22 protein-coding genes are annotated in these 25,486 nt (G+C 44.6%); 8 read left to right on the top strand and 14 right to left on the bottom strand.

The annotated features are described in order from the left end of the window. Positions 1 to 48: 48 nt before the first annotated feature. Positions 49 to 699, bottom strand: coding sequence for a DUF2939 domain-containing protein (locus tag QO189_RS04895; protein ID WP_371531761.1), 651 nt, complete (start codon positions 697 to 699; stop codon positions 49 to 51). Positions 700 to 1,120: 421 nt separating this feature from the next. Here QO189_RS04895 and dnaJ point away from each other — a divergent pair, with 421 nt between their 5' ends. The 3 genes from dnaJ (at position 1,121) to QO189_RS04880 (ending at position 4,219) form a co-directional block, all read left to right on the top strand. After that, positions 1,121 to 2,257, top strand: coding sequence for a molecular chaperone DnaJ (dnaJ, locus tag QO189_RS04890; RefSeq protein WP_371531760.1), 1,137 nt, complete (start codon positions 1,121 to 1,123; stop codon positions 2,255 to 2,257). A 185-nt stretch (positions 2,258 to 2,442) separates the two neighbouring features. Continuing rightward, positions 2,443 to 3,273 carry a 4-hydroxy-tetrahydrodipicolinate reductase gene (dapB, locus tag QO189_RS04885; RefSeq protein ID WP_371531759.1) on the top strand — a complete coding sequence of 277 codons (831 nt, stop codon included), beginning with the start codon at positions 2,443 to 2,445 and terminating at the stop codon, positions 3,271 to 3,273. Positions 3,274 to 3,313: 40 nt separating this feature from the next. Then, positions 3,314 to 4,219, top strand: a complete 906-nt coding sequence (locus tag QO189_RS04880) for a hypothetical protein (RefSeq protein WP_371531758.1) — start codon at positions 3,314 to 3,316, stop codon at positions 4,217 to 4,219. Positions 4,220 to 4,304: 85 nt separating this feature from the next. Here the strand turns inward: QO189_RS04880 and QO189_RS04875 are convergent, their stop codons facing one another. The 8 genes from QO189_RS04875 to erpA form a co-directional block, all read right to left on the bottom strand. Next, a complete protein-coding gene (locus QO189_RS04875; RefSeq protein ID WP_238036501.1) occupies positions 4,305 to 5,480 on the bottom strand; it encodes a type III PLP-dependent enzyme in 1,176 nt (391 codons plus the stop codon). A 114-nt stretch (positions 5,481 to 5,594) separates the two neighbouring features. Next, positions 5,595 to 6,149 (bottom strand): peptide deformylase, encoded by a 555-nt coding sequence (gene def, locus QO189_RS04870; RefSeq protein WP_371531757.1) that lies wholly within the window; start codon positions 6,147 to 6,149, stop codon positions 5,595 to 5,597. Positions 6,150 to 6,346: 197 nt separating this feature from the next. Then, on the bottom strand, positions 6,347 to 6,601 hold the full coding sequence (locus tag QO189_RS04865) for a GlsB/YeaQ/YmgE family stress response membrane protein (RefSeq protein WP_058024727.1): 255 nt from the start codon (positions 6,599 to 6,601) through the stop codon (positions 6,347 to 6,349). Positions 6,602 to 6,962: 361 nt separating this feature from the next. Further along, positions 6,963 to 8,450, bottom strand: a complete 1,488-nt coding sequence (gene mpl, locus QO189_RS04860) for a UDP-N-acetylmuramate:L-alanyl-gamma-D-glutamyl-meso-diaminopimelate ligase (protein WP_371531756.1) — start codon at positions 8,448 to 8,450, stop codon at positions 6,963 to 6,965. A gap of 240 nt (positions 8,451 to 8,690) precedes the next feature. Further along, entirely contained in the window at positions 8,691 to 9,335 is a 645-nt protein-coding gene (locus tag QO189_RS04855; protein ID WP_371531755.1) for a copper resistance protein NlpE N-terminal domain-containing protein, read from the bottom strand. A gap of 436 nt (positions 9,336 to 9,771) precedes the next feature. Continuing rightward, positions 9,772 to 10,302: a disulfide bond formation protein B gene (locus QO189_RS04850; protein WP_371531754.1), complete on the bottom strand. Its 531-nt coding sequence runs from the start codon at positions 10,300 to 10,302 to the stop codon at positions 9,772 to 9,774. A gap of 52 nt (positions 10,303 to 10,354) precedes the next feature. Beyond that, on the bottom strand, positions 10,355 to 11,929 hold the full coding sequence (gene gshA, locus QO189_RS04845) for a glutamate--cysteine ligase (protein WP_371531753.1): 1,575 nt from the start codon (positions 11,927 to 11,929) through the stop codon (positions 10,355 to 10,357). Positions 11,930 to 12,243: 314 nt separating this feature from the next. Then, positions 12,244 to 12,624: an iron-sulfur cluster insertion protein ErpA gene (erpA, locus tag QO189_RS04840; RefSeq protein ID WP_371531752.1), complete on the bottom strand. Its 381-nt coding sequence runs from the start codon at positions 12,622 to 12,624 to the stop codon at positions 12,244 to 12,246. 555 nt (positions 12,625 to 13,179) lie between these two features. Between erpA and QO189_RS04835 the strand changes: the two genes are divergently transcribed. Beyond that, positions 13,180 to 15,222 (top strand): ABC-F family ATP-binding cassette domain-containing protein, encoded by a 2,043-nt coding sequence (locus QO189_RS04835; RefSeq protein ID WP_371531751.1) that lies wholly within the window; start codon positions 13,180 to 13,182, stop codon positions 15,220 to 15,222. A 108-nt stretch (positions 15,223 to 15,330) separates the two neighbouring features. On the opposite strand, the gene QO189_RS04830 is transcribed toward QO189_RS04835, so the two are convergent. Beyond that, positions 15,331 to 15,693 carry a septal ring lytic transglycosylase RlpA family protein gene (locus QO189_RS04830; RefSeq protein WP_201599450.1) on the bottom strand — a complete coding sequence of 121 codons (363 nt, stop codon included), beginning with the start codon at positions 15,691 to 15,693 and terminating at the stop codon, positions 15,331 to 15,333. Between the two features lie 679 nt (positions 15,694 to 16,372). On the opposite strand from QO189_RS04830, the gene QO189_RS04825 reads away from it, so the two are divergent. Further along, a complete protein-coding gene (locus QO189_RS04825; protein WP_371531750.1) occupies positions 16,373 to 17,392 on the top strand; it encodes a DnaJ C-terminal domain-containing protein in 1,020 nt (339 codons plus the stop codon). Between the two features lie 93 nt (positions 17,393 to 17,485). Further along, positions 17,486 to 17,809, top strand: coding sequence for a chaperone modulator CbpM (locus QO189_RS04820; protein ID WP_201599452.1), 324 nt, complete (start codon positions 17,486 to 17,488; stop codon positions 17,807 to 17,809). Between the two features lie 80 nt (positions 17,810 to 17,889). Here QO189_RS04820 and sstT read toward each other — a convergent pair whose 3' ends face one another. The 4 genes from sstT to QO189_RS04800 all read right to left on the bottom strand — a co-directional run bounded on the left by sstT (position 17,890) and on the right by QO189_RS04800 (position 22,472). Then, the gene (gene sstT / locus QO189_RS04815; RefSeq protein ID WP_201599453.1) at positions 17,890 to 19,092 is read right to left on the bottom strand and encodes a serine/threonine transporter SstT; all 1,203 of its coding nucleotides are present in this window, start codon (positions 19,090 to 19,092) and stop codon (positions 17,890 to 17,892) included. 257 nt (positions 19,093 to 19,349) lie between these two features. Further along, a complete protein-coding gene (locus QO189_RS04810; protein WP_371531749.1) occupies positions 19,350 to 19,817 on the bottom strand; it encodes a DNA polymerase III subunit chi in 468 nt (155 codons plus the stop codon). Between the two features lie 75 nt (positions 19,818 to 19,892). Further along, positions 19,893 to 21,551, bottom strand: a complete 1,659-nt coding sequence (locus tag QO189_RS04805) for a leucyl aminopeptidase (RefSeq protein WP_371531748.1) — start codon at positions 21,549 to 21,551, stop codon at positions 19,893 to 19,895. 303 nt (positions 21,552 to 21,854) lie between these two features. After that, entirely contained in the window at positions 21,855 to 22,472 is a 618-nt protein-coding gene (locus tag QO189_RS04800) for a cysteine hydrolase family protein (protein WP_371531747.1), read from the bottom strand. A 499-nt stretch (positions 22,473 to 22,971) separates the two neighbouring features. On the opposite strand from QO189_RS04800, the gene lptF reads away from it, so the two are divergent. Both lptF and lptG read left to right on the top strand, forming a co-directional pair. Then, positions 22,972 to 24,261: an LPS export ABC transporter permease LptF gene (gene lptF, locus QO189_RS04795; RefSeq protein WP_371531746.1), complete on the top strand. Its 1,290-nt coding sequence runs from the start codon at positions 22,972 to 22,974 to the stop codon at positions 24,259 to 24,261. Next, positions 24,261 to 25,469 (top strand): LPS export ABC transporter permease LptG, encoded by a 1,209-nt coding sequence (lptG, locus tag QO189_RS04790; RefSeq protein ID WP_371531745.1) that lies wholly within the window; start codon positions 24,261 to 24,263, stop codon positions 25,467 to 25,469. Before lptF ends, lptG begins: the two co-directional genes overlap by 1 nt. The last annotated feature ends 17 nt before the right edge of the window (positions 25,470 to 25,486 follow it).

Here is a 25,486-nt window from a genome sequence, read left to right as displayed (position 1 = left end):
TCGTTTAACTTATCAATATTTCAAATATTAAAAGCGGTCTCAACTTGTTTATGGCAAGACAATATCGACGATCTTCCATTGAACAAGTCCTTGGCGCTGCATCTCGATAGTGAGTGGATAGCCTTTGACTTGACCACTGATATTGAAGCAATTGATACCGCAGTAGCTCAATGTTGGCTTGTCGCTATCGTTGCCTTGTGCCGCCTGCTGCTCAAGCTCCGCCGCTTGTTTTTTCATGACTTGCTGGATTTGACTCTTGACCACAGCATCGACGTCGCCACGCTGAATGATCAAGCTTTGAATCAGGTTTCTCAAGTCAACTTGATCGCTAGCGATTGCCCATGCGGCGGCTAGCTCTTTGGTTGCTGTATTCGCTTGACCCTGAGTGTTGATGACTTTTTCGATATTTTGCGGGGTGATAGCACCATCAACCGCTTGTGTGATAAAACCATTGGCAGCCTCAGTCAATGGCTCACCGCCGAGCTCAGCGATTAATGGATACTTAGTCATGGTCGTAGCAAATTGATCAGTTAGCTGAGTTTGGATGCTTGGACGCACTTGCTCGTAATCAATGGTCGCTGCGATAGCGGCACCGTCTTTGGCATCATAAGCATTTTTGAGCTGATACGCACTGTAATAAGGGGAGCCTGCATAGATTGCTACGGCAATCACGATTAATAAAACAATCAGCTTTTTCATAAGACTTGGTACCTTGTTGCATGTTGTCGCAAACGTTGTCGCTATAGATATAAATGACCGTAGATATGGCGATAAATACTAGCACGACTCGTCATTATTCAGGTATGAAAAGCTTTGTAGTAATCTTAATAAATCGTGTATATCGCAACCTAACTGCCCTAACTACGAATTTCATGACTTAAGCGCTTGATAAATCAGCAGACCATCTCCATAAATAGCGCAAACTTTTTATAATTGATTTGGCTAAGTAGCCCCCACCGTATTTGTTCGTTACATGCACATATTATCATCCTGTGACATTGTGGTTTTCCATGTTTCACATGAAACATTGCCGTGTGATTGTGTATGAGATGAAGACCGTTAATGATCAAAGCTAATGAACTAACGAGCTGGTGGTGCTACGAAGACGATAGGAGAAACCATGAGTAAACGCGATTTTTATGAAGTATTAGGTGTCAGCAAGACCGCTGACAGCAAGGAGATTAAGCGAGCCTACCGCAAGCTTGCCATGAAATATCATCCAGATCGCAACTCTGATGACCCTGATTCTGAAGACAAATTCAAAGAAGCCTCAATGGCTTACGAAGTACTGAGCGATGAAGAAAAGCGCTCAGCGTATGACCGCATGGGTCATGCTGCCTTTGAAAATGGCATGGGTGGTAGCGGCTTTGGCGGTGCAGGCGGCGGCAACTTCCAAGACATTTTTGGTGATATTTTTGGTAACTTTGGTGACATCTTTGGTCAATCACGTGGCGGCGGTGGTGGACGATCGCGTCGTGGCTCTGACCTGCGTTATGTGATTGAGCTGACATTAGAAGAAGCAGTACGCGGCTGCAAAAAAGAAATCAGCTTTACCGCGCCAGCGCCATGTGACACTTGTGATGGTAAAGGCGCCAAAGATGCCTCTGATGTCGTGACCTGTCAGATGTGTCATGGTCAAGGCCAAGTGCGTATGCAGCAAGGTTTCTTTGCCGTGCAACAAGCTTGCCCGCAGTGCGGCGGCTCTGGTAAGCAGATCAAAAACCCTTGCCCTGACTGTCATGGTAATGGTGTCAAAGACAAATCACGCACGCTAGAAGTATCTATCCCAGCGGGCGTCGATGATGGTGATCGCGTCCGTCTGGCAGGCGAAGGCGAGGCTGGCGGCGCAGGCGTACAGAATGGCGACTTGTATGTCGAAGTACGCGTCAAACCGCACAACGTCTTTACGCGTCAAGGCGCCGATCTATATATGGATGTGCCAGTCAGCATCACTGATGCAGCACTTGGTAAAGAAGTTGAGATCCCGACCTTAGATGGCAAAGTAAAAATCAAAGTGGCAGAAGGTACGCAGAGTGGTAAATTGCTACGTGTACGCGGTAAAGGCGTGACGCCAGTACGCACCACGATGAAAGGCGACTTGATTTGCCGTGTGGTCATCGAGACCCCTGTCAACCTAACTCGTGAGCAAAAAGATCTATTGCGTCAATTCCAAGATACGTTGGATGACGACAGTAAGCATCAGCAGTCGCCACATAAAAAATCATTCTTTAAAAAGATTGGCGATTTGTTTGACTGATTATTTAACTCAGACAGACTGTTGTTAGATAGCTATACTGAAAGCAAGCCCAAAGGTTTCACATGAAACCCTTGGGCTTTTTCTTGTGCTGATAAAAAACCACTCAGTTAACGATATTTGTTAAACTGACGATAAATGATATCCAAAAATAACCCCACCAAATATAAGGTATGTAAGGTAGAGATATGAGTCAACAAACAAAAGAACAAGCCATCAAAGTTGGTGTGATCGGTGCAGGTGGTCGTATGGGTCGTATGCTTATCGAAGCCGTACAAAACAATGTACACACGATACTTAATGCGGCGATTGAGCGTCAAGGATCTAGTCTCGTCGGCGCGGATGCAGGCGAGGTGGCTGCTATCGGACGTTTAGATGTGCAAATCGTTGACGAGCTAGAAGCTGTGATCAGTGATATCGATGTGCTGATTGATTTTAGTTTGCCTGATGCGACTGAAAAAAACATGCAAGTTTGTGCCGAGCATAATGTCGCGATGGTTATTGGCACGACAGGATTTAATGAGGCGCAAGAGCAGGTATTAGCAGAGGCCAGTAAAAAAATCGCTATCGTCTACGCAGGTAACTATTCAACAGGCGTTAACCTGTCATTGAAACTACTTGGCATGGCAGCCAAAGCATTTGGCAATGATGCTGATGTGGAGATCATCGAAGCGCATCACAAACATAAAATCGATGCACCATCTGGTACCGCATATATGATGGCAGAAGCCGTCGCAGAGGCGCGCGGACAGAATCTAAAAGACGTCGCTATCTACGGACGCGAAGGACAGACTGGCGAGCGCGAATCAGGCACGATTGGCATTCATGCCGTACGCGGTGGAGAAGTCGTAGGCGATCATACCGTGATGTTTATCGCTGATGGTGAGGTGGTCGAGATCACCCACCGCGCACGAGAGCGCATGACGTTTGCCGCAGGTGCTGTACGTGCCGCGACTTGGGTGACCGAACAAGCAGTCGGGCAATACAATATGCAAGATGTGCTGGGTCTGAATGATTAGGTAGCATTGAAAAAGGCTCAAGAAAAATGAGAGAGTGCATGTGAATAATGTGAAGCGTCATATAAAGCATCAGTTAACGAGCACTGTATTTGCGATCAGTGCTGCTAACAATATATGCTTACCAGCGCTTGCCTTAAGCCTGACAATTTTGCCGATAGCAGTACAAGCCAGTAGTGATCAAACCTATGTGGTTGACACTTATGGCGGTGCCGCGCTACTGCCAACAGTAAGGCAACAACTCGATAATAGCGCTGATGGTGGTACCGTCAGCGTATACCAAGATAAGCTCGTACTAATAACGACACCCCGCAATTATCAAATGATACAGCAGCTACTCACGCAGATTGACCGTCAGCCACAAGCGCTCACAGTCGCTGTGCGTGTTGGCAATAGCAGCAGTGTTCAGGATAATATTCGGCAGGGTCAAGTCATCATTACCAATCGCGGTATCCAAGGTACAGGCGTAATCGATCAATATAACCGCCAGCAGCAAGGTAGTAGCTTCTACCAAGTACAAACGCTGTCTGGTAGTGCCGCTAGTATCAGTACCGGCACGCTCTATTCATTGACGCAGAACTATCGTGCCACTATTCAACCAAATTATCATTATCCCATTGACAGTCAGCCAAGTGCGCAGATTATCATTCAGCAGCAAGTATTACTGTCAACGACGCAAGGCATTGCTGTCACACCCAGACTGCTGCCTGATGGACAGGTCGAAGTGAGGTTGTCACAAATTGAAGAGCGACTGGCACGATCCAACTCATCCTACAATAGGTACGGCACGAGCAGTAATAGCATCCAAGGTCAAAGTCTAAACAGTACGCTCACTGTGCCACGTGGACAATGGGTGACAATTGGTGAGATTTCACAACGCTCCATCAGTAGCGGCAGTCGAACGGCCAATAGCAACAATAGTGTACCGATAGCTTTATTGGTGCAATAACTCATCAATCAGATAGCCAAATACAAAAAAGCGCGGTGCTGCTATTAATAGCACCGCGCTTCTCTATAGATAATAGTTGTAAAGACTAGTCAATATAAACCACTTCAAGCGGCGGAAAACCATTGAACTCTACCGATGAATACGAGTTGGTATAAGCACCCGTAGTGAGCCAATAGATTTTGTCACCAATCTCAAGCTCTTCTGGCAACTGATAGCCTGCTTCCTCATACATGATATCCGTTGAGTCACAGGTTGGACCTGCTAGTACGACTGTCCCCTCACTGGTAGACGTTTCCATTTTCGGAGTGTAGACAGGATATTTGATGGCTTCGCCTAGCGTCTCGATTAAGCCTTGGAATAAACCGACATCCGTATATACCCAGCGCGCCAAATCTGTATCTGATTTGCGAGAGATTAGTACCACATCACTCACCAAGACACCTGAACCACCGACCAATGAACGACCTGGCTCTAGAATAATCTCAGGCATCTCGTCATCATTATAATCATCAGTCAAATAGCTGGTAATCTCTTCTGCATAGACCTTGATAGGATTGACTTCGCTGATGTAGTTGGTTGGGAAGCCGCCACCTAGATTGATCATTTGTAGCTTGATGCCTTCTTCGTTCTTCATCCAGTCAAACATATACTTAACTTTGGCTAACGCATCATCCCATGCAGCAACGTCTTTTTGCTGGCTGCCAACGTGGAACGAGATACCATAAGGTACCAAGCCAAGCTCACGCGCCTGAATGAGAAGGTCGATAGCCATATTAGGGTGACAGCCAAACTTACGTGACAATGGCCATTCTGCTGTCTCTGACCCTTGCACCAATATGCGCACAAATACTTTAGAACCGGGGGCATGTTTGGCAATATTTTTTAGGTCTGCTTCTGAGTCGGTCGCGTACAGATCGATACCTTTTTCGAAGGCATACTTAACATGGTCGGCTTTTTTGATAGTGTTACCATAAGAAATGCGCGAGGGCTCAACGCCGCAATCAAGCACACGATCCAGCTCATAGATAGAGGCACAGTCAAAGTTAGAGCCAAGTTTTGCTAGCAGATTGATGACCTCAACTGCCGGACTTGCCTTCATCGCATAATGCAATTTGGCATTCGGAAACAGGCTGACCATCTCATGATATTTGGTCTCGATACGACTCAGGTCCACCACTAAAAACGGGGTCTCGCGACCTTCAGCAGCTTTGGTAAATTTCTGCCAGCTGGCAGGTTCAAAATATTGGTCAATTTTGATCATTGTCATAGTAGTAAACCTTTGGTGAGAACAGTATCTGCTAAAAAATTGGCACCATATAGTGGATATCAGAGAGTAACATCCACTATAGGCATCATTATGTAAAGGAGAAAGAGATTAAGAATTGATCGGTTGAGGCTGCTGTTCAGCTGATGATGCGCCTTGTTTTTCGCGTATCTTGAGGACTTTACGAACTTTATCACGGGCACGTGTTTGTTTCAAACGAGACAGGTAGTCGACGAATATCACACCATTGAGATGATCCATTTCATGTTGGATACAGACGGCAAGCAAGCCTTCTACCACTTCGTCAATGACGTCGCCGTTCTCGTCTAGTGCTTCGATACGTACTTTATTAGGGCGCTCGACTTTGTCGTAGACATCTGGGACCGAAAGACAGCCTTCTTCGTACGGTTGTTTTTCTTCTACCAATGGCGTGACTTTTGGGTTAATAAACACTCTTGGCGCGTTTTTGTCTTCGGACAAGTCCATCACGATTAACTGAATGTGACGATCGACTTGGCTTGCGGCAAGGCCAATACCTTGAGCATCATACATTGTCTCAATCATGTCTGAGATTAAGGTTTTGATTTCAGCAGTCACTTCCTTGACTGGCTTGGCAATCGTGCGCAAGCGGGGATCTGGGTAACTTAAGATAGGGAGTAGTGCCATAACGCTCACCTCAATGATAGGGACAAAATAGGGTTGATATTATAAGATAAATGGGGACAAAAGTAATGCTTATCAATACTTTCCCGTCTACATCACGTCTCATGCATTCACAAATTAAATATTTTGATAGATATCTGGACAAAAAAAAGCCTCACTTAACGCAAGGCTTTTTTGTAGATACTCTATCTGATTAGCCATTATGCACGGCGTTTGTTTACAATCATTTCATACAAAAACAGCAAAATGATCGCGCCGATAACTGAGAAGATAAGACCAGTGAAACCGCCATCTGCGTTGATACCAATTAAGCTCGCTAGGAAGCCACCTAACATGGCACCGACGATACCCAATACGATCGTCATGATCCAGCCCATAGGGTCGCTACCTGGCTTGATAGCACGTGCCAATAAACCTGCAACCAAACCTACGATAATCATCCAAATAAAGCTCATGTTATTCTCCTAAATTGTTAATATTTATAATATGTTGCTAATTTAATAACTCCATTGTAAAGATTCCCCAAACGCAAGAGTAAGCAAAAAATGTTACCTGTGTAGGGCCTATGTGAGGAAAAAGTCAGATTTGCTATTACGTAGGTGCAATAGGTAAACGGAAGGTTACAAAGGTAGCCGTGGTGCTAACGAGTTGTGTATTAGCAGGCAAGCCGTGATAAGAGAATTGGTTGAAGAGTAAAGAAAAGCGCATAAAAAAGCGTAGCCCGTCTATGAGACAGCCACGCTTTTATTTGATACTGATTTATTGGATATTAATTTTTTAGATACTAAGTATTGAGTTTAAGGTTCAATCAATCGTTTATTTATCATGCAATGCCGTTAATAGACGCTGATGAATCCCCTCAAAACCACCATTGGACATCACGACTATCGCATCGCCTGCTTGAGCATGATTGCTGATATGCTCGATAATAGTATCGACGCTAGACATTACTTGCTGGTTGCCGATGGAGTCACTTGCAGCCGTGGCTTGTTCGATGACTTCTCTCAAGCCCCATTCTAGTCCCGCCGGCTCATACCACAATGTATAGTCAGCGAGGGCAGCTGACTCAGCCAAGCTGTCTTGGTGAATGCCCATTTTCATCGTATTACTGCGCGGCTCAATAATCGCCCAAATACGTCTGCCAGCCAGTTTCTTTTTGGCACCGTCTAATGTTGTGGTAATCGCAGTAGGGTGATGGGCAAAGTCATCAAAGACTAAGACATCGTTTACATCACCGATCAACTCCATCCGGCGTTTGATACCAGCAAAAGCCGATAATGCGGCGCAAGCGGTAGAGATGCTGACACCGACATCATAAGCGGCCGCGACGGCAACTAAGGCATTGTTGACGTTATGAATACCACTCATGCCCCAGTCGATGACAGCGGCTTCTTGGTCAGCAGCAAAACTGACTTTAAACTGACTGCCATCTTCGCGAATGAGTTTCGCTTGCCAGTCGCTATTGTCTTTAAGCGTACGGTCGTTTTTACTGGTATTAGATGCGGTAGTATCGATGACAGCGGTACGCCATATAGGGGTCCAAACGCCTTTTGCTAACGTATCTTCTAAGCTAATAGTTGCTGCAGGCATGATGATTTTGCCCGTGCTTGGAATCATGCGTACCATGTGATGAAACTGCGTTTGGATCGCATTCAAGTCAGCAAAAATATCGGCGTGATCAAATTCTAGATTGTTCAAGATAGCAGTGCGCGGACGATAATGAACGAATTTTGAACGTTTATCAAAAAACGCAGAGTCGTATTCATCGGCTTCAATGACAAAATAACCAGAAGGCGCTGTCGTATCACCGTTAGTTTTTTCTGCCCCTAGATAGCTACTGTGTGCAAATACTTGCTGTAAGTGCTCGTCAGTGGTATTAACTAGTGGTACACCGCCAATTAAAAACCCTGTATCGATACCAGCGTAATGCAGTATCCAAGCAAGCATGGTTGTCGTTGTCGTCTTGCCATGAGTACCAGCAACCGCTATCACGTGGCGCGATTGCAGCACTTGCTCTGACAAAAACTGCGGACCTGACGTGTAGCGCAGACCTGTATCTAGCATATATTCAATCACATCCATGCCGCGCTTCATCGCATTACCAACGACGACCAAGTCTGGCGCTGGTTGCAAATGCTTTACGAGATAGCCTTCTTCGATAGTGACGCCCGCATTTTCAAGTTGGGTAGACATAGGAGGATATACGTTGGTATCTGAGCCAGTAACAGTATGCCCAAGTTCACGCGCCAACAATGCCAGCGAGCCCATAAAAGTACCACAAATACCAAGAATATGAATATGCATAGACGTTCCGTACGAGCTTGAATAAGTGAAATAGAGAGAGTAAAAATAAAGTTTTGGGTGCTAAGGTGTTATCAGTCGTGATTAACGTTTTAATCAGTCGTTGCCATGGCAGTAGTCTGGCAGACAAGCGATCATTGTAAAGTAAACGCTGTTCGATGACCAACAAAAAACGCCTAACAAGTAGGCGTTATCTAGCTGATAAATGCTGTCTTATTTGGCAGCATACCAAGCATCTGCTGTCTATTTACGTGACAACGTATAGTCATTATTTAGGTTTTTTTGCTCATCTATCAAAATCAGATGATTGTCTTGAATATAATAAGACTCAATATGTTTGTCTTCATATACAATGGTAATTTTGTCTTTGTCTTGACGATAAACGCCAGACTCAAGTAATGGTGCGCGCTGCTGTTCAGCATCGTGATAGGTGCTAGATTTTAATACAGAACCATCAGAAAATAGGTTCAAAGTGACATCAATACTATCGCAGTCTTCACAAGGCACCATACCACCATAATCACCCATTAGCGTGGCTTGCAGCGCACTACTGTTTGATTCCGAGTGTATAGTAGAAGGATGCATATGCCCCTCATTACTGGATTGGGCAGCAGCAATAAGTGATTGCCCTTCTGTAGATTCATTCAAACTGTCATCGGGATTTGACTCAGACATACTGTCGCTTTCTATCTCTTCTGATGTGCTCTGCGGATCAGACTCTGCTGACGCATCGACAAATGAAGCTTTAGTCCTCATGTCTTGATCAGAATTCGAGGAGGCGCTATCACAGCCTATCAATAGCACACAGAGTGGTACCGCTAATAAGAACGGTCCCCAGCGTCTAATGACAGTAGATGTGGTAGAGCAAATAGGTGCAAGATATATCATGGTCATACCAAAACAGTTTTTTAAATAGTGTGTCTAAAAATCACCCATGCTATCGGTAACATTAAGCAAATATCGTTACCAAAAACGCGAGACAATGGGTCGTATAAAATTTGCGATAATATAAATATTGGAATTTGAGAGCGTACCTGATCTTTGAAATATAGACAATTCATCGCTCAAAAGCGACGGAGCTCTCATAACTACTCACTAAAAAAATAGGCTGTCTAAAGGTATCAAAGGGTTATAGATATATCTGTGGACTTTTTGTTGTGTTCAATATGCTCGGTATGGCAAAGTAGGCTCTATCGGTTTGTCTAACATAGGTAATAAGAGAGGTTTAACAGTCGCAGATAATAAAACAGACATTGCATAGCAAAGTATGAATGTCTGTTTAGAAAGAAGTGATAACGGTAAAATATAAAGCGATTTTAATGAACTATCGAGCGATAGACTGATTGGTAATAGGTCGTACGATACGCCACAATATCACCCCATGCGCCACAAGAAGTACGCTAAATAGGATCAACGACAGCTCAGGGATACTAAGTCCGACAAACGTCCAATCGATAGAAGCACACTCACCAGAACCTGCAAATACTTCTTTGAACACTTGCAACATAGGCAAGGTATCTAGCCAATAGTCCAAACCTGGGCCGCATGACGGTACTTGATCGGCAGGTAGGTGCTGTAGCCAAACATGGCGTATAGCGACAGCAGTAGACCAGCCAATGCCTGCCAGACTACCAAGCCATAATAGCAACTTCACCACTTTGGATTTTGGATTAAACAATGCTGATATCAGCGCAAAACCGCCCATGACTATTAGACCAATACGCTGAAAAATACAGAGCGGGCAAGGCGAAAGCCCTAAATGACGCTGCAAATAAAACAGCGCAAAACTCATGCCTATTATGGCCATCAATACTAAAAATATTTGCAAGTTACGGTAAGTGGTCAGCTGTCGCATGGTGCGTTACTCTTATGGTTTCATCTATACAGAGGTTAGGAGGCAATCAGGTCTAGCGATACTGCTGTAAAAAGTCCATAAAGTCTTCTGTCTCAGACTTTTCAATATCAGCCTGCTGCAAGATAGACTTTTCTGCCAATACTTCATATTTCGCTTGGGTGTTTGGACTGAGAGTCTGCTGTAATAATGACTCGCGATGCTGCTGCGCCAATGTAAAGCCAAGCTGCCATAGACTGCCTAAACGTTTGCTATCAGAGTTCACTTGCGCGGAGATCGTCGACTCAGAGTGCCCTGCTTTGCCTTGCATTAGCGCAACTGCTGCACGGTAGTCGTTACCACCGTAGTGAGCGTCTAGCAATGCGGCAAGTGGCTGCATACGCTCCAGATGCATCAGCATCCAGCCTTCAAGCGATTGCTCTTGACCGTTATTGATGATGTGTAAACCTTCACGGCGACCTTCGTTGACCACACGCTCTAGGTTAATAGCGAGTGTCTCTTCTTCTTCAGGCAGCAAATCAGGTGAATCGCTGAATAGACAGTAGAGCGCCATGACTTCTAAGAAGCAAGCACTAGAGAGACGAATACCAACATCGCTATAAGGATCGAGATCAATAGCACGAAACTCAACGTAAGCAATACCGCGACGCTCAAGCGCTTCGGTTGGTGTCTCACCACTCATCGCAATTTGCTTAGGACGGATAGGGCTATAGTATTCATTTTCTATCTGAAGGATATGATTATTGATCTGAATTGGATTACCATCTTCATCTTCCAGACCAAGCTTAGCAAAGCTCTCATGCGGTGTTTGGATCGCGCGGCGTAGTCCAGCGACATACTCTGGCAAATAGTTATAACGAATATCTAGCTGCTCTTGCACGCTATTGGTGTAGCCAAGCTTGCCCATACGCAGACTGGTGGCAGTCGGCTTATAGTAGGTTGAGTCATTTAATAGTTCTAAGTCATGCTCGCGCCCTGCAACAAAACAAGGACATACGCTTGGACTTGCACCCAATAAATACAACACAAGGCTGGTCAGTCGCTTAAAGTTGCGAATAAGCCCTAGGTATTTCTCGTTTTTGAACTCTGTTAGCGTCTGCTCTTGTGCCGTTGAGGTTTGCGCTTGCCACGTTTCAAAGAGCGTGTCACCAAAAGATAGATTGTAATGTAACCCTGCGATTGTCTGCATACGGCGACCATAGCGGATACCAAGACCGCTGCGATAAAGGGTTTTTAGCTTGCCCGTATTGGAGCTACCATAATCAGCCAGTGGGATATCTTCATCTTTAGAAGACAACATGCAAGGCATTGATAGTGGCCACATCAGCTCGCCTTCCGGCATACCTTGATACACCAATACATGCAATTGGCGCAGCATATTGAGTGTCTCTTTTGGCGAAGCTTTTGGTTCAGTGATAAGTTCAAGTAGGCTTTCTGAATAATCGGTAGTAATAAAAGGGTGGGTCAATTTTGATCCCAATTTGGCTGGATGCGGTGTCTGTGCCAAAAAACCATCAGGCTTCACGCGAAGGCCTTCTTTTTCGATACCACGAAGCATACCCGTTAAATGCTGGCTGTCAAACCAATTGGGAATGTCAAAATTAACAAAGCTACTCGCAAAATTACTCATAATAGTCATCTATTGTTATTCATTATGGCGGATCAAAACACGATGGGCGTTTGTCCATAAAAGAGGTAAATGTTCGGTCAATAATCCCGTCAGTTTAGCTCAAAGCCGTGGTTAAAACCACGAACAATTACAAATACGATAAGCTTTAGGCGAGCCGAATGGTCTAGATTTTACTTAATATTTTAAGTCAAATTCGTTAGCCAAAAAAAGCATCTACCCAAGAGATAGATGCTTTGACGGTCATGCTCTAAGCCATCAAACACAGTGCCAACGCACCATGGCATCATCCATACAGTCATGGCGTTGTCGTCAGTTTAAATAGAAAACGACGAGCCACAGCCGCAAGTGGTGGTTGCATTTGGGTTGGTCACGACAAAACGTGCGCCTTCTAACCCTTCAGTGTAGTCAACGATAGAGCCTTGCAAATATTGATAGCTTAGTGAGTCAACAACCAAAGTCACATCACCATTATCAAAATTGGCATCGTCTTCATTTAAGTCGTTGGCAAAGTTAAATCCGTAAGAGAAACCTGAACAGCCGCCGCCCGTCACATAGACGCGTAGCATAAGCTCGCTATCACCTTCCTCTTCGCGCAGACGACGTACTTTTTGTGCCGCACTGTCGGTTAGGCTTAATACCGTAGGATCTACTGGCTGATTTGAGCTTGGATTAAATTGGTTGGCTGATTCGTTCATATCTACCTCAGTTGCTAGGATCAAATGCGGTCGTCGTCCTGTTTGGGTTTGCAATAAAATGATTGCAAATAAAGATACGCACGGCGTTTGATTTAATTGGGTGCTGTCGTTATGGCAAAGCTATTGGTGCATTATAAGCTGTTTGTGCAATATCAATACGGTGTTTGTGCCACCAAAGCACTTTATTGATGGTGAGCACTTATCTTTAGCAGTATATCATAATGGGGGTATTCATTCGCTTGTCAAGAGTCATCGTCCTCACCAGAACGGATGAATCAAAACTTTTATAGCTATCAAGGCTGTACTCATGATTTGTGCGAGAATATATGACTGCCAAAAGTCTTATGATAGTCATTCGTATCGATAGGCTGACAAGGATTATATAATCTAGGGTCATTGGCATAAATACTTAATTTTAAAACACTTCGTTTTGAAATAGTTATTTAATTGTTTGCCTATGTGGCAAGCGTTTGAAATAATAGCCGCCAGTTGGCATACCCTATGTGTGTTTCTTATTGCCCTATATTTATATTATTGCTGAGATGAAGAAATTATATGATCGAATTTAAAGACGTTGGTGTTCGCCGTGATGGTCGTGAATTGTTTGCAGGTGCAAGCTTTCAGCTACATCCGGGTCACAAAGTTGGCTTAACAGGCAACAACGGCACCGGCAAATCGACTTTGTTTGCCTTATTGTTGACGCAAATGGGCAAGGGCGATACCGAAGTCACGCTCGATAGAGGTGAGGTCAGTATCCCAGATAGCTGGCATGTGGCACATATGGCGCAGGAAGTGGGTGCGACGACGCAGTCTGCGGTCGATTATGTACTCAGCGGTGATGAGCAGTGGTATGAAATCAATACGGCCCTCAATGACTTAAGCAGCGTCAGTGATGAGCAAATTGGCGTCTTGCATCAGCAGTTCGATGAAATTGATGGCTATCGCACGCCGACTAAAGCGGCGCAAATCATGGCAGGTCTGGGCTTTAATACCAGCCAGCATGAACTGCCAGTAGAAGGGTTTTCTGGTGGTTGGCGTATGCGTTTGAATCTTGCCAAAACCTTGATGAGCCGCGCTGATCTGATGCTACTCGATGAGCCGACCAACCATTTGGACTTAGATGCTATTCTGTGGCTGGAGACTTGGATCAATGCTTACATGGGTCTGGTCATCGTAATCTCGCATGACCAAGCATTTTTGGACGCCACGGTCGGTCATATCTTGCATGTCGAGCAGCAAAAAATCACCCTTTATACGGGTAACTATCAGCAGTTTATTCGCACGCGTCACGAGCGTATGGCGCAGCAGCAGCAAGCGTTTGAGAAGCAAGAAGCGACCAAGGCACATTTAGATGACTTCATTCGTCGTTTCCGCGCCAAAGCCAGTAAAGCCAAGCAAGCACAGAGCCGTATCAAACAGCTAGAGCGTATGGCAGAGCTGTCACCGATGATGGCGGACAATCCGTTCTCGTTCCAATTTTATGAGCCAGCAAACATGAGCTCACCATTGATTGAGCTGACCCACGCAGATATTGGCTATAGCGAGACGCCACTGCTACGCAATGCCAACGTGCAAGTAACACCAGATACGCGTATCGGCTTGCTAGGTATGAATGGTGCAGGTAAATCAACACTTATCAAGGCATTGGTCGGTGAGCTTGGGGTGTTAACAGGCACCTATCGTGTCTCTGATACCCTAAAGCTTGGCTATTTTAACCAGCATCAAATGGATATCCTGGATGCCAAAGCAACGCCGATAGAGATGCTGCGACGCCTAGCAGGCAAAACCTCTGATGCATTGTTACGTTCATTTTTGGGCAGCTTTGACTTCCGCGGGGATCGCATCGATACGCCAAGTGAGTTATTCTCTGGTGGCGAGCGTGCGCGTTTGACCTTAGCACTGATTGTCTGGCAACGCCCCAACGTTCTTGTACTCGATGAGCCAACCAACCATTTGGACTTACAAATGCGCCAAGCATTGACCATTGCCTTGCAAGGTTTCCAAGGCGCCGTGGTATTGGTTTCGCATGATCGCGAGTTGATTGCTAACGTCTGTGATGAGCTGTATCTGGTACATGATGGCAGAATTGATGAGTTCGACGGTGACATCAGCGACTACGGTAAATGGTTGGCAGAAAAGCGTAAGCAAGAAAACGCATCAGACAAAAGTACTAGTAAGAAGAAAAGCAAAAAAGAGAGTAAAAAATTCGTTTCACGTGAAACAAATAATGGTCAGGTAAGTAATCAAGTAAGTAATCAGGTAAACAATAAAGCGTCTGATAATTCATCAAAAAGTAAAGTGACGACGCCTGCGCTTAGTAAAGAAGAACAACGTAAACTGGCGGCAGAGCAGCGCAAACGTACCGCACCCATCCGCCGTGAGATTGAAGAGACTGAAAAAGCATTGGCCAAGATTGATGAACAGCTTGCAACGCTAGAAGAAAAGCTGGCCGATACGGATTTGTATGAAGAAAGTCGTAAGTCTGATTTGCTTGTCTTGCTCAATGAGCAAACCGCGCTACAGCAGCAGCATAGCGATAAGGAAGAAAAGTTATTGCTATCGATGACGACGTTAGAAGAAATGGAAGCTGAATTTTAGTAGCAAGTCATATGAGATTTGGCTGTTGAGCGATTTTTCTCTTAAGTAATCAAACATAAAAAAGGGAGGGCGTCAGCCCTCCCTTTTTTTACATCGTTTTTTGCAACATTATTCTTTACGATACTTACCATCACCATAAGAGAGGATTTTCATCGTTGTCGTACATAACTGGCAATCTATTTGACTGGCAGCAGCTTTTGATAAATCAAGAATACGGCCGCTAATATAGGGGCCTCGGTCTGTGATTTTGACCACGACACTTTCTTTTGTTTTTTGGTTGGTCACCTGTACTTTCGTACCAAACGGCAGAGTTTTGTGTGCAGCTGTGAGAGAGTTCATGTTAAAGATGCTACCACTCGCTGTGCGTTTGCCATGAAACTTACTACCATAATAACTGGTATTAGCAGCAAAAAGAGTTGTGCTCAGTAACAGTGATAGTGTGACAACCAAAGACTTGATTAAATAAGACATTCATTACCTTTAAGCAGTTTATGAGATAGACAGCTACTCTTGCCTATGTTGTCATACCCCCTACGAGTATGAATAATGAGGGGATTTTACAAGAATGAGATTGTCATATTATTACAGCTGTGTAAAAAACTCATCAGGTCAAATACTTGTTTTTTAAGAAGAAAAAGACAGTTTTGGTAAAAAAATTGATGTCATAATTGATACAAATGCGCTTATAGAGAGTGATTCTTATAAAGAGGTCAACAAAATACTAGAAAGCGAATAATATAATGTAAATAGGTAATATATAAATACAAAGACTATCGATATAGCATCATTAAATCGGTTTATACCTATGAAAACACTGACAATTAAATGTAATTAAAACTTTCTAAATTGTTTCTAATATGCTGATATAAAGAATTAAATACTATTTTGAGCGCTTTATAAAAAATATTTATAAATTAAAAAATATCCCTCTCAAAGTAGAAATACTTATTCATATACATTTCAAAGTCTTAGCACAGCTTCACGTCATGACTGTTAATATTTATATAACGGTATTTATTTTTATTATTGCTATCATGAAGTATGGACTATAAAAAATGGTTGTATCGAGATCCAGTAGCCGTTTATAGCGTATCGTTTGAAACTGGTAGACCGATATCACTAATGCGTTTTTATTTTGAGGAAAAATAACATGGCAGAGAAAAACTACTATGACATTTTAGGGGTTAAAAAAGACGCCTCAGCCGCTGATATCAAAAAAAAATACCGTAAGCTGGTACGTCAGTTTCACCCTGATGTCAGCGATGATCCAGATGCTGATAACAAGATTGCGGAGATTAATAACGCTTACGAAACGATTAGAGATGAAGACAAGCGTGCTGAATACGATGCGATGTTGAACAACCCATTTGCAGGGCAAAGCGGTGCGGGTGGGTTTGGTGGACAGGCTGGTGCGTCTCAAGGCGGCTTTCGTTGGGAAGACATCAAAGGCCAGTTCGGCGATGGTGAGGCGTTTGGCGATGGCGGCTTTCGTTTCGATGATATCTTTTCAGCGTTTGGTCGCGGGGCGCGTGGGTCGGCTAGTGGACAGGCAGGTGGTCGCTCTCAAAGTCAAGGATTTGACCAATTTGGCGGTGGGTTTGGTGCACAAGATAGCAAAGGTCAGGATCAACATGCAGAGATTACGGTTGATCTATCTTCAGTCTATCAAGGTGATGATTATAGCATCAAGCTAAACGTCCCTGTGCGTCAGCCTAATGGTGAGGTGAGCTACGACAACAAGACACTCAAAATCAAAATTCCAAAAGGCATCACCGATGGTAAGCAAATTCGCTTGAGCGGACAAGGTGCTGCTGGCAGTAGCAACGGCAAAAATGGTGATTTGTTCTTAAAAGTTAAAATTCGCCATGATGCCAATATTCGTATAGAAGGTGCAGACGTTTACCAGACTGTCAATATCGCACCATGGGAAGCCGCACTGGGTGAAAAAATCAATGTCAGCACGCCAGCTGGCACGCTTGGTGTGACTATTCCCAAAAACAGCAAGTCGGGTAGCAATCTACGTCTAAAGGGTAAAGGTATCCCTGCCAAGCAAGCGGGCGACTTATACTTAACCTTAAATATCATCAACCCTGATGTCAGTAGCGATGCGGCAAGACAGGCTTATGAGCAGCTCAAGCAAGCCTTTGCCGACACCACTATCAACCGTTAATCCATGCGCTTGATGGTCGACATTCATCATTATAGTTAGTCATAGAGATGAATGCACCAAGGATGAAATAAAGAGAAAACGAGGATAATAGCTATGAACCACTCGCCTGAATTTACCGATATCATTATGAGCTTAGATGAGCTTGTCTCTGCTTGTGGCCAAGAGCGCCAATGGGTCATCGAATTGATTGAAGAAAGTATTATTGAATACGATGTGCCAGAACGTGAGCAATTCACTGGCTACCAGCTGACAACCGTGCGCCGTGCCTCACGACTCAGCCGTGATTTTGATGCCAGCGTACCTGCCATTGGATTGATACTTGAGCTGTTAGATGAGGTTGAGCAGCTACGTCAACTAAAACGTCAAATAGAGATGCAAACACCAGTAATCGAAATTGATGTAGACAATTTGAAGTAGTTAAAACCTAAAAATACCGCATAAAAAAAGGGCCAGCTAAAGGCCCTTTTTTATATTTGCAGAAAATGCTTTGCTAAAAACTAACGTGAATAAGTAGGGTCAGCCGCTGCGGTAAATAAAACATCAGTTGACGAGTTCAGAGCCGTCTCTGCCGAGTCTTGAATCACGCCGATGATAAAACCAATCGCAACCACTTGCATAGCAATGTCATTAGGTATGCTAAATAAGCTCGCTGCTAATGGAATCAGCAGCAACGAACCACCAGCAACACCAGAAGCACCGCAAGCACTAATCGTCGCGACCAGACTTAATAAAAGCGCTGAAGCAAACGTCACTTCGATACCCAACGTGTGAGCAGCGGCAAGCGTTAATACGTTAATAGTAATCGCAGCACCCGCCATGTTGATGGTCGCACCCAGTGGAATGGTTACTGAATAAGTGTCCTCGTGCAATCCAAGCTTACGTGCAAGGTTCATATTGACGGGAATGTTGGCAGCTGAACTGCGCGTAAAGAATGCGGTGATACCTGATTCGCGTAGACATTTGAATACCAATGGATATGGGTTTTTACCCGTCTTAACAAGAACAATAAGCGGATTTGCGACCAGAGCGATAAACAGCATACAGCTGATGAGCACCATCAAAATACGAGCATAACCTGCCAAGGAAGCAAAACCTGTCTCAGCGACCGTACTAGCAACCAAGCCCAAAATACCAAACGGCGCTAGAGCAATAATCCACTTAACCACTTGTGAGATGGCATCAGCAAAGTCACCCACGACAGTGCGCGCCGTGTCACTGGCTTGACGCAAGGCGAAACCAATAATGATTGCCCATGCCAAGATGCCGATATAATTGGCTTCTGCGATGGCATTGACCGGATTGGCGACCAAATTCATCAACAAATTCGTCAACACTTCTTTTAAGTCGGCAGGTGGTACTTGTGCGATATCAGCGTTGATCAAGACCAAGTCAGTCGGGAATAAAAAGCTGGCACCGACTGCTGTTAGCGCTGCCAAAAAAGTGCCGAACATGTACATAATGAGCACAGGCTTGACATAGACTTCATTACCACTGCGATGCTGGCTGATCGCTGCCATGACCAGAATGAATACCAGTACGGGAGCCACTGCTTTTAGGGCGCCGACAAACAGCGTACCAAGCAGGCCTATTGCAGTACCGATACTTGGTGCGAGCCAACCGATCAGCACACCTAACACCAAACCAATAATAATGAGCGGCACCAGCCCGATACGCTGATACATCGCAATCAATGAACGCATTTGTACATCCTCGACGTTTGTCAAAAGTAAATGAATTGTTTGAGCGAAAAATTTATCGAGGGATGGTAGCATTTTTTGACATATTCGCATACCACTCATAGCAGTGGAGGCGATGCATAAAGCGAAGGGTAACAGGCAAAATATAACGAGTGTGCTCAAATGTGGAGCAAATATAGACGAAGGCTAATTAGCGCAAATGGCTAGTTAATGAGATATTGAAAGTAGTGATGAAGCGCAGAGAGAAGTGAACGGCAGCGCTATACCTTAAAATGGGTTAACTCATAGCCTAATTGCTGATAGGCTTTATATTTATGGCGACCTTCTTGGGTACTGGTGGCATCAGGTCTGATTAGCTCAAGGACTCGAGATGGCTTGGCATTATTGGTCGCAGCCATAAAGTCAGTCACCGGACGCGTCGTCGTATTGAGCACGATACCATTAAAGTCTGCTGGCATATAACTGCCAAGCAATACGGGTGCTAACGATTTGTTGGCGTTAGAGTCAGCGGCTTTAGAATAAATATCCGACAGGCATTGATGTGGGATAAAGCTCGTGGCATCTTGTGCCCAAAGCGCCTCATCTAGCGTTGACAGTAATGTCTCATCGTCGACAAGAATCAGCAAGGACTGCGTGCTTTTGTTCAGTGCTGTCTGAGTCAACTGACAAATAAAGCCCAAGAAATCTTGGGCTTTACTCTCACTTAATACATAAAAACTGATCTTCATAGAATGGTTTTCATAAAGTGTTTTATAAAATAGCATTTATCAATAAACGGTCATTAATGCACTGCCATTAATCGATTAAGCCATATCCGCGCTGTTTTTTAGATATTGCATAAATAGCGGTACTGGACGCCCAGTTGCTGCTTTATCTTTACCTGAGTTCCATGCGGTACCAGCGATGTCTAAATGCGCCCATGCCTGACCTTCTTCAATGAAACGAGATAAGAAGCAAGCGGCAGTCACTGCGCCCGCACCTTTACCACCGATATTTTGGATATCAGCAATAGGTGAGTCAATCAGTGCTTGATACTCGTCGTCTAGTGGCATGTGCCAGATAAGATCACCTGATAAATTGCTCGCATTCTCTAGATCAAATAATACATCTTCATCGTTACTAAAGACTGCCGAACGCACATGGCCTAATGCAACCACACAAGCACCCGTCAACGTTGCAACATCGATGATGGCTTTTGGATTATAGCGCTGTACATAGCATAAGGTATCAGCCAACACTAAACGACCTTCGGCATCGGTGTTCAAGATTTCAACAGATTTACCATTCATGGCTTTGACAATATCGCCTGGACGTGTGGCATCACCTGATGGCATGTTTTCAGCACAGGCGAGCGCGCCCACTACGTTAATCGGTAGACGTGCTTCACATAAGGCTTTGATGGTACCGAGCACTGAGGCTGAGCCACCCATATCAAACTTCATCTCATCCATTGCCGCACCTGGCTTGATTGAGATACCGCCTGAATCAAAGGTCACGCCTTTACCGACCAAGACGATAGGCGCATCATCATTGCTAGCTTGTGCATTATCGTCGCTAGCTTTGTCGGCTTTCTTAGCAGATTTCTTGGTTGGTAGTTTATCAGTGAGCGCTTTTTTTAGACCAGTCACTTTAGCATTGCTAATCGTCTGCTCAGTGGTGCCAGCGTTTGCACTAAATGAGGATTTACCGCGGTACTCCATGATGACAAGCTGACCTTCTTTGGTAGAGCCTTGGGCCACTGATAAAAAGCAGTTCATCCCTAACGCTGACATCTCTTCTTCACCCAATACCTTGACGGTCAATAGGTCAGGATAGGTTTTTGCAAGTTCTTGTGCTTGTTCTGCCATATACGCAGGGAAGCAAATATTACCTGGCTCATTAGCGACGTCACGAGTGAGGCTTTGACCGGCGAATACTGCCTCAGCAAATGCGAGTGCAGGCTGTAGTGAGTCATCTGCCAATAGATAAACATCAGTCAATACAGGCGTCGCTTGCTCAGATTTATATTTGTCAAAGCGGTAGCTGGCTGCCAATAGGTTTAGGGCAAATTGACCAAAATGGCTTTCTTCTAGCGCATCACCTAGTGCAACGGTAATAGACGATACACGCTTTTGCGTGCTGCTATAGATGGTCTTGGCAATTTTTTGCAGTACGGTATTGCTGAATTTGTCCGTGTTACCGACACCAACCAATAACAACTGCACAGGGTTTTGTTTGGTGGTTTTTTTATCCCCTGCCAATGCATAATCAGCAACGGTCTCACAGGCTGTTCCCTTAAAATGAGAGACTTCAATCAATTGCTCAATACGAGCGGTATAGTCAGTCAACACAGAGTCGGCTAGGATATTTTTCTTGTCATCAACCAAGACAACCAGACAAGCGTCGTCTTTACTTTTGGCTTCTTTTTTGAGAATTTTTTGCGTATGAGTCTTTGGCAGATGCTGAGATAATTTGATATTCATATAGTTATCCTTATTAGAGTTATGAGAATTATAGAGCTAATGAAAAAGCTAGTGCAATTGCTTATGCCTGTTAGATTATTAGATTATTTGGCCTATAGAGCAATCACGATAGTGTAGCATATTGCGATGATAGTGCGTAGTTTGCAAAGATTAGGTAATAAGTCCGAACAATATTGCTGTGTCAATTTACACTACAATGCGACGATATATGTAGCTATTCCTAGTGCGTCATGAGCCTTGGCTCATGACGCACATTGAATGATGAGATACGGCACTTATTACAGTGACTATTAATGTGTCAAATTAATTATTAACCAATTCAGCAGTCGTCACTAACGCACTAAATCTGTCCTGTAGCGCTGCCATCGCGGTGTCATGCATGACCTCAGCACTGATGGTTTTTCTAGTAGCACTTGGGAGATCGCGAGTGGCACAGGCGTCGTGACAGACAAAACTGTCAAAGCCCAAATCGAATGCGGCGCGGGCGGTTGAGCTGACGCACATATGACTCATGAAACCCGCAAAAATAATTTGTTGTTTGTTTGCAGAGGAGAGTAGTGATTGTAGCTGCGTATCATAAAACGCATTGGGATGGTTTTTGACAATCACGGTTTCGCCATCATGCGGCTGTAGTTGCTCGACTATCTCGACGTCAGATGATAAGGGATCAAAGACATTGCCATTTTCTGCACCATGATGGGTGATGTGAAAGATAGGGACATCTTGCTTGCGGGCTTTGTCGAGCAACTGGCGCGCATTATCAATCGCTTTGGCGCCCGCTTGCCCCAGCGGCATCGCGCCATCAACATATTCGTTTTGATAGTCGATAAGTACGATAGCGCAATTTGACCAATCAAGCGTATCGAACTGACCACCAGCAAGTTCAAGTAGGGTTGCGGGCGTAGATGTGGTATTAGTCATTGGTATTCTCCATTACATTAGATGACATAAAATTATTTTTATCCGTCAGCCAGTCTAGCAATTAATAACAGAGATAGAGGTTCGATGATACGAATGACAAACAAACCTTTCCAAACTAAATAAATAAAAAACGTATTGGAGAAAACACTGTTAAACCAATTCCATATAACATTTTACTAACGATTTATCCAATATTTGATATATTTATCGTCTACTAATAGTAATGCACTATCAGTAAGGTGTACGTAATGTTTGCAAACACATTTCACAGCCATTTTTAGGCAAAACATGCTAGGATTAGCGGTTATATTTGTCACTTGTGTTTGTTGAGTAGGACTAATCAGTTACTCAGTAATTGTCAGTATTATTTGACTGTTTATTTGACCGTATATGATGCCTATGATGCATTGTTATTGTGCTCAAATATGACGATAAATCCCCAATCAATCATGCGCATACCAACTGTTTAAGAGTACCCATTGTGATATTACGCCGCTATATGACTCGACAAGTTGCCTCGACCACTGCTTTGGTGCTGGGGTTTTTGGTAGTAATGATGCTTGGCGGTCGTTTGATACGTTATTTTGGCATTGCTGCTGAAGGACGTTTGGATATCAGCTTACTTTTCACGATTATTGGGTACAACCTGCCATATTTTCTAGAATTGATATTGCCGCTAGCCTTTTTTATCGCGTTGATGCTGGTGTTTGGTCGCCTATATGTCGATCAAGAAATGGCCGTTATCAATGCCAGCGGCGTGTCTCGCGGTAGGCTGGCGCGCTTGATGACGCCATTGATATTAGCGTTGTTTGTTGGTGAGGCGGCATTATCTATCGTTGGCAAACCATGGGGCGTGCGCTCATCTGAGGCCGTGTGGCAGCAGCAAGCATTGACCAGTGCGTTTGATTTGATTCGCCCGAATGAGTTTATCAGTAGCGGTAACTACCATCTATACGTGGGTAGTCTCAGCGATGATAAGAAAAAACTGCAAGATGTGATACTGATTCAGTCTGAACCGACGCCAAAAGGTAATACTGTCAAAAGCGCTGACATGAATAATACGATTGATCAAGAAACCGCTGATCAAATGGGTATCTCTGATATGCCAAAAGATATTATAAACAGCGATGCAAAAGATATCAGTAAAGATACCATTACGCTCGCCAAGCGTGCTGAACAGGTCAATACCGGCAATAGTGGTGTGACCCAGTTGGACTTGTTCCAAGGTCGTCGTTACGAAGTGGGCGCAGGCAGTTTAAAGTACAATCAAGTCGCCTTTGATCGTTATCGCATCACGCTGACTGAATCCTCGCAAGACGTCATCACTGAAGACAATATTGAAACCCAGCCAATTGGACCGCTGTGGCAAGCGGCAACGGGTGACGCGCAAGCTGGTACAAATAACGCGCTGCGTGCCGCCCAAGGTGAGCTTGGCTACCGTCTGGCACTGCCATGGCTCATGATTATCGCACCGATGCTGGCAGTGCCGCTTGCGCAAGTGCGTCCACGTCAAGGGCGTTGGCTGCGTCTATTTCCCTCTATTTTATTGTTTGTCAGTTGTGCGCTAGGCATCATCTCGCTTAAGAATGCCGTGAGTAAAGGCAGCATTAGCGTATGGGCATATGCATGGCTGGTATTAGGCTTTATGGCGCTAGCGCTTTATCTGAATTGGGGTAGCCGTGTGCAACATCGATTGCGCTTTCGTAAGCAAGAAAATAGGCTAGCTGCTGCCACATCGATCAACGGTATGGACAATCAACACAATAGCTCACAAGGAGGGCAGTCTTAATGCGCTCTTTATTTGCTAAGTCTGCAGACTCCGATCAACTGGCCAAAAAACCTGCCAATTTAAAAGTCCTTGGCCGTTATGTCAAACTCAACGCCTTGCTTGCTATTATCGCAGCCGTCGTTGGTTTATGGACACTGCAGTTGGTGTTTTCTTACTTATCAGAGCTGGATTCGTTGGATGACAGTTATACGATGGGTCAGGCACTTAAATATATCTTTTATCGTTCGCCGTACTTCTTAGAGCAGTTCATTCCAACGGGTGCGCTGCTCGGTGCCGTCATAGGATTGGGCTTACTCGCCAATAAAAGTGAGCTGGTGGTGATGCGCGCGGCTGGGGTCAGCATCTATCGTATCGTCGGCTGGGTATTACAACCTGCTTTGATTTTTGTGCTACTGGCATTGGCGATTAATCAGTTCGTGCTACCGCATTCTAATCAATTGGCAAAGCAAATCAACGATGAGGACAACACCTCGCTAGTCACTTCGGTGCGCGGCTATTGGACGATACAGCCACGATTTGATAGTGCAGCGGATGGTAGCGCGACACCTGATGGCAGCGATATTTTGTATATCGATTATGCCGATGTTGCGGGTAATATCGGTGAGGTCAAACGCTGGCATTTGGATAATAATGGTAATTTGCAAACCGCCGTTCATGCTAATGGTGGAAAATATACGGGGCGTGAGCCTATCGATGTGACCAGTGACAAGCCAAGCGAGCAGTATCGCTATGAGTGGCAGCTAAATGATATGGTCAAGCTTAGCATTAATCAGGGCTTTGAGAGTAGCCAAGCCATCTCACCATCAGATACGCTCAGCTTACCATTTGCCCCAGAGTCGGTGTACTTGCTAACGCGCAAGGCAGAGGACTTGTCATTGACGCAGCTGTACGAGCATCGCACCTTTATGCGCCAACAAGGTAATCGATCCTTAGATCATGAAGTGGCGTTTTGGCAAAAACTGCTGTCACCTTTATCAATATTGTCGCTCGTCATCGTTGCTTGCTCATTCGTCTTTGGCTCGCTACGGACACACAGTTTGGGCTTGCGTATCGTAGTGGCGCTACTGTTCGGTCTGCTCTTTAGCTACATTCAGGACTTGGTTGGCTTTATATCGCTTGCTACAGGATTCTCGCCCATGCTTATGGTGCTGTTACCGATTATCGGTAGTGCAGCGCTCGGTGGCTACTTAATTAAGCGGCAGATGTAGACATGCTCTTGAATACG

This window comes from Psychrobacter sp. Arc29, from assembly GCF_041431175.1.
Taxonomy (GTDB): Bacteria; Pseudomonadota; Gammaproteobacteria; order Pseudomonadales; family Moraxellaceae; genus Psychrobacter.
This window is presented reverse-complemented; position numbering and strand designations above follow the sequence as displayed.

What these genes read in the sequence shown, in the direction of transcription:
- QO189_RS04895 (WP_371531761.1), bottom strand. Translation starts at nt 699, where the DNA reads ATGAAAAAGCTGATTGTTTTATTAATCGTGATTGCCGTAGCAATCTAT.
- dnaJ (WP_371531760.1), top strand. Translation starts at nt 1,121, where the DNA reads ATGAGTAAACGCGATTTTTATGAAGTATTAGGTGTCAGCAAGACCGCT.
- dapB (WP_371531759.1), top strand. Translation starts at nt 2,443, where the DNA reads ATGAGTCAACAAACAAAAGAACAAGCCATCAAAGTTGGTGTGATCGGT.
- QO189_RS04875 (WP_238036501.1), bottom strand. Translation starts at nt 5,480, where the DNA reads ATGATCAAAATTGACCAATATTTTGAACCTGCCAGCTGGCAGAAATTT.
- def (WP_371531757.1), bottom strand. Translation starts at nt 6,149, where the DNA reads ATGGCACTACTCCCTATCTTAAGTTACCCAGATCCCCGCTTGCGCACG.
- QO189_RS04865 (WP_058024727.1), bottom strand. Translation starts at nt 6,601, where the DNA reads ATGAGCTTTATTTGGATGATTATCGTAGGTTTGGTTGCAGGTTTATTG.
- mpl (WP_371531756.1), bottom strand. Translation starts at nt 8,450, where the DNA reads ATGCATATTCATATTCTTGGTATTTGTGGTACTTTTATGGGCTCGCTG.
- QO189_RS04855 (WP_371531755.1), bottom strand. Translation starts at nt 9,335, where the DNA reads ATGATATATCTTGCACCTATTTGCTCTACCACATCTACTGTCATTAGA.
- QO189_RS04850 (WP_371531754.1), bottom strand. Translation starts at nt 10,302, where the DNA reads ATGCGACAGCTGACCACTTACCGTAACTTGCAAATATTTTTAGTATTG.
- gshA (WP_371531753.1), bottom strand. Translation starts at nt 11,929, where the DNA reads ATGAGTAATTTTGCGAGTAGCTTTGTTAATTTTGACATTCCCAATTGG.
- erpA (WP_371531752.1), bottom strand. Translation starts at nt 12,624, where the DNA reads ATGAACGAATCAGCCAACCAATTTAATCCAAGCTCAAATCAGCCAGTA.
- QO189_RS04835 (WP_371531751.1), top strand. Translation starts at nt 13,180, where the DNA reads ATGATCGAATTTAAAGACGTTGGTGTTCGCCGTGATGGTCGTGAATTG.
- QO189_RS04830 (WP_201599450.1), bottom strand. Translation starts at nt 15,693, where the DNA reads ATGTCTTATTTAATCAAGTCTTTGGTTGTCACACTATCACTGTTACTG.
- QO189_RS04825 (WP_371531750.1), top strand. Translation starts at nt 16,373, where the DNA reads ATGGCAGAGAAAAACTACTATGACATTTTAGGGGTTAAAAAAGACGCC.
- QO189_RS04820 (WP_201599452.1), top strand. Translation starts at nt 17,486, where the DNA reads ATGAACCACTCGCCTGAATTTACCGATATCATTATGAGCTTAGATGAG.
- sstT (WP_201599453.1), bottom strand. Translation starts at nt 19,092, where the DNA reads ATGCGTTCATTGATTGCGATGTATCAGCGTATCGGGCTGGTGCCGCTC.
- QO189_RS04810 (WP_371531749.1), bottom strand. Translation starts at nt 19,817, where the DNA reads ATGAAGATCAGTTTTTATGTATTAAGTGAGAGTAAAGCCCAAGATTTC.
- QO189_RS04805 (WP_371531748.1), bottom strand. Translation starts at nt 21,551, where the DNA reads ATGAATATCAAATTATCTCAGCATCTGCCAAAGACTCATACGCAAAAA.
- QO189_RS04800 (WP_371531747.1), bottom strand. Translation starts at nt 22,472, where the DNA reads ATGACTAATACCACATCTACGCCCGCAACCCTACTTGAACTTGCTGGT.
- lptF (WP_371531746.1), top strand. Translation starts at nt 22,972, where the DNA reads ATGACTCGACAAGTTGCCTCGACCACTGCTTTGGTGCTGGGGTTTTTG.
- lptG (WP_371531745.1), top strand. Translation starts at nt 24,261, where the DNA reads ATGCGCTCTTTATTTGCTAAGTCTGCAGACTCCGATCAACTGGCCAAA.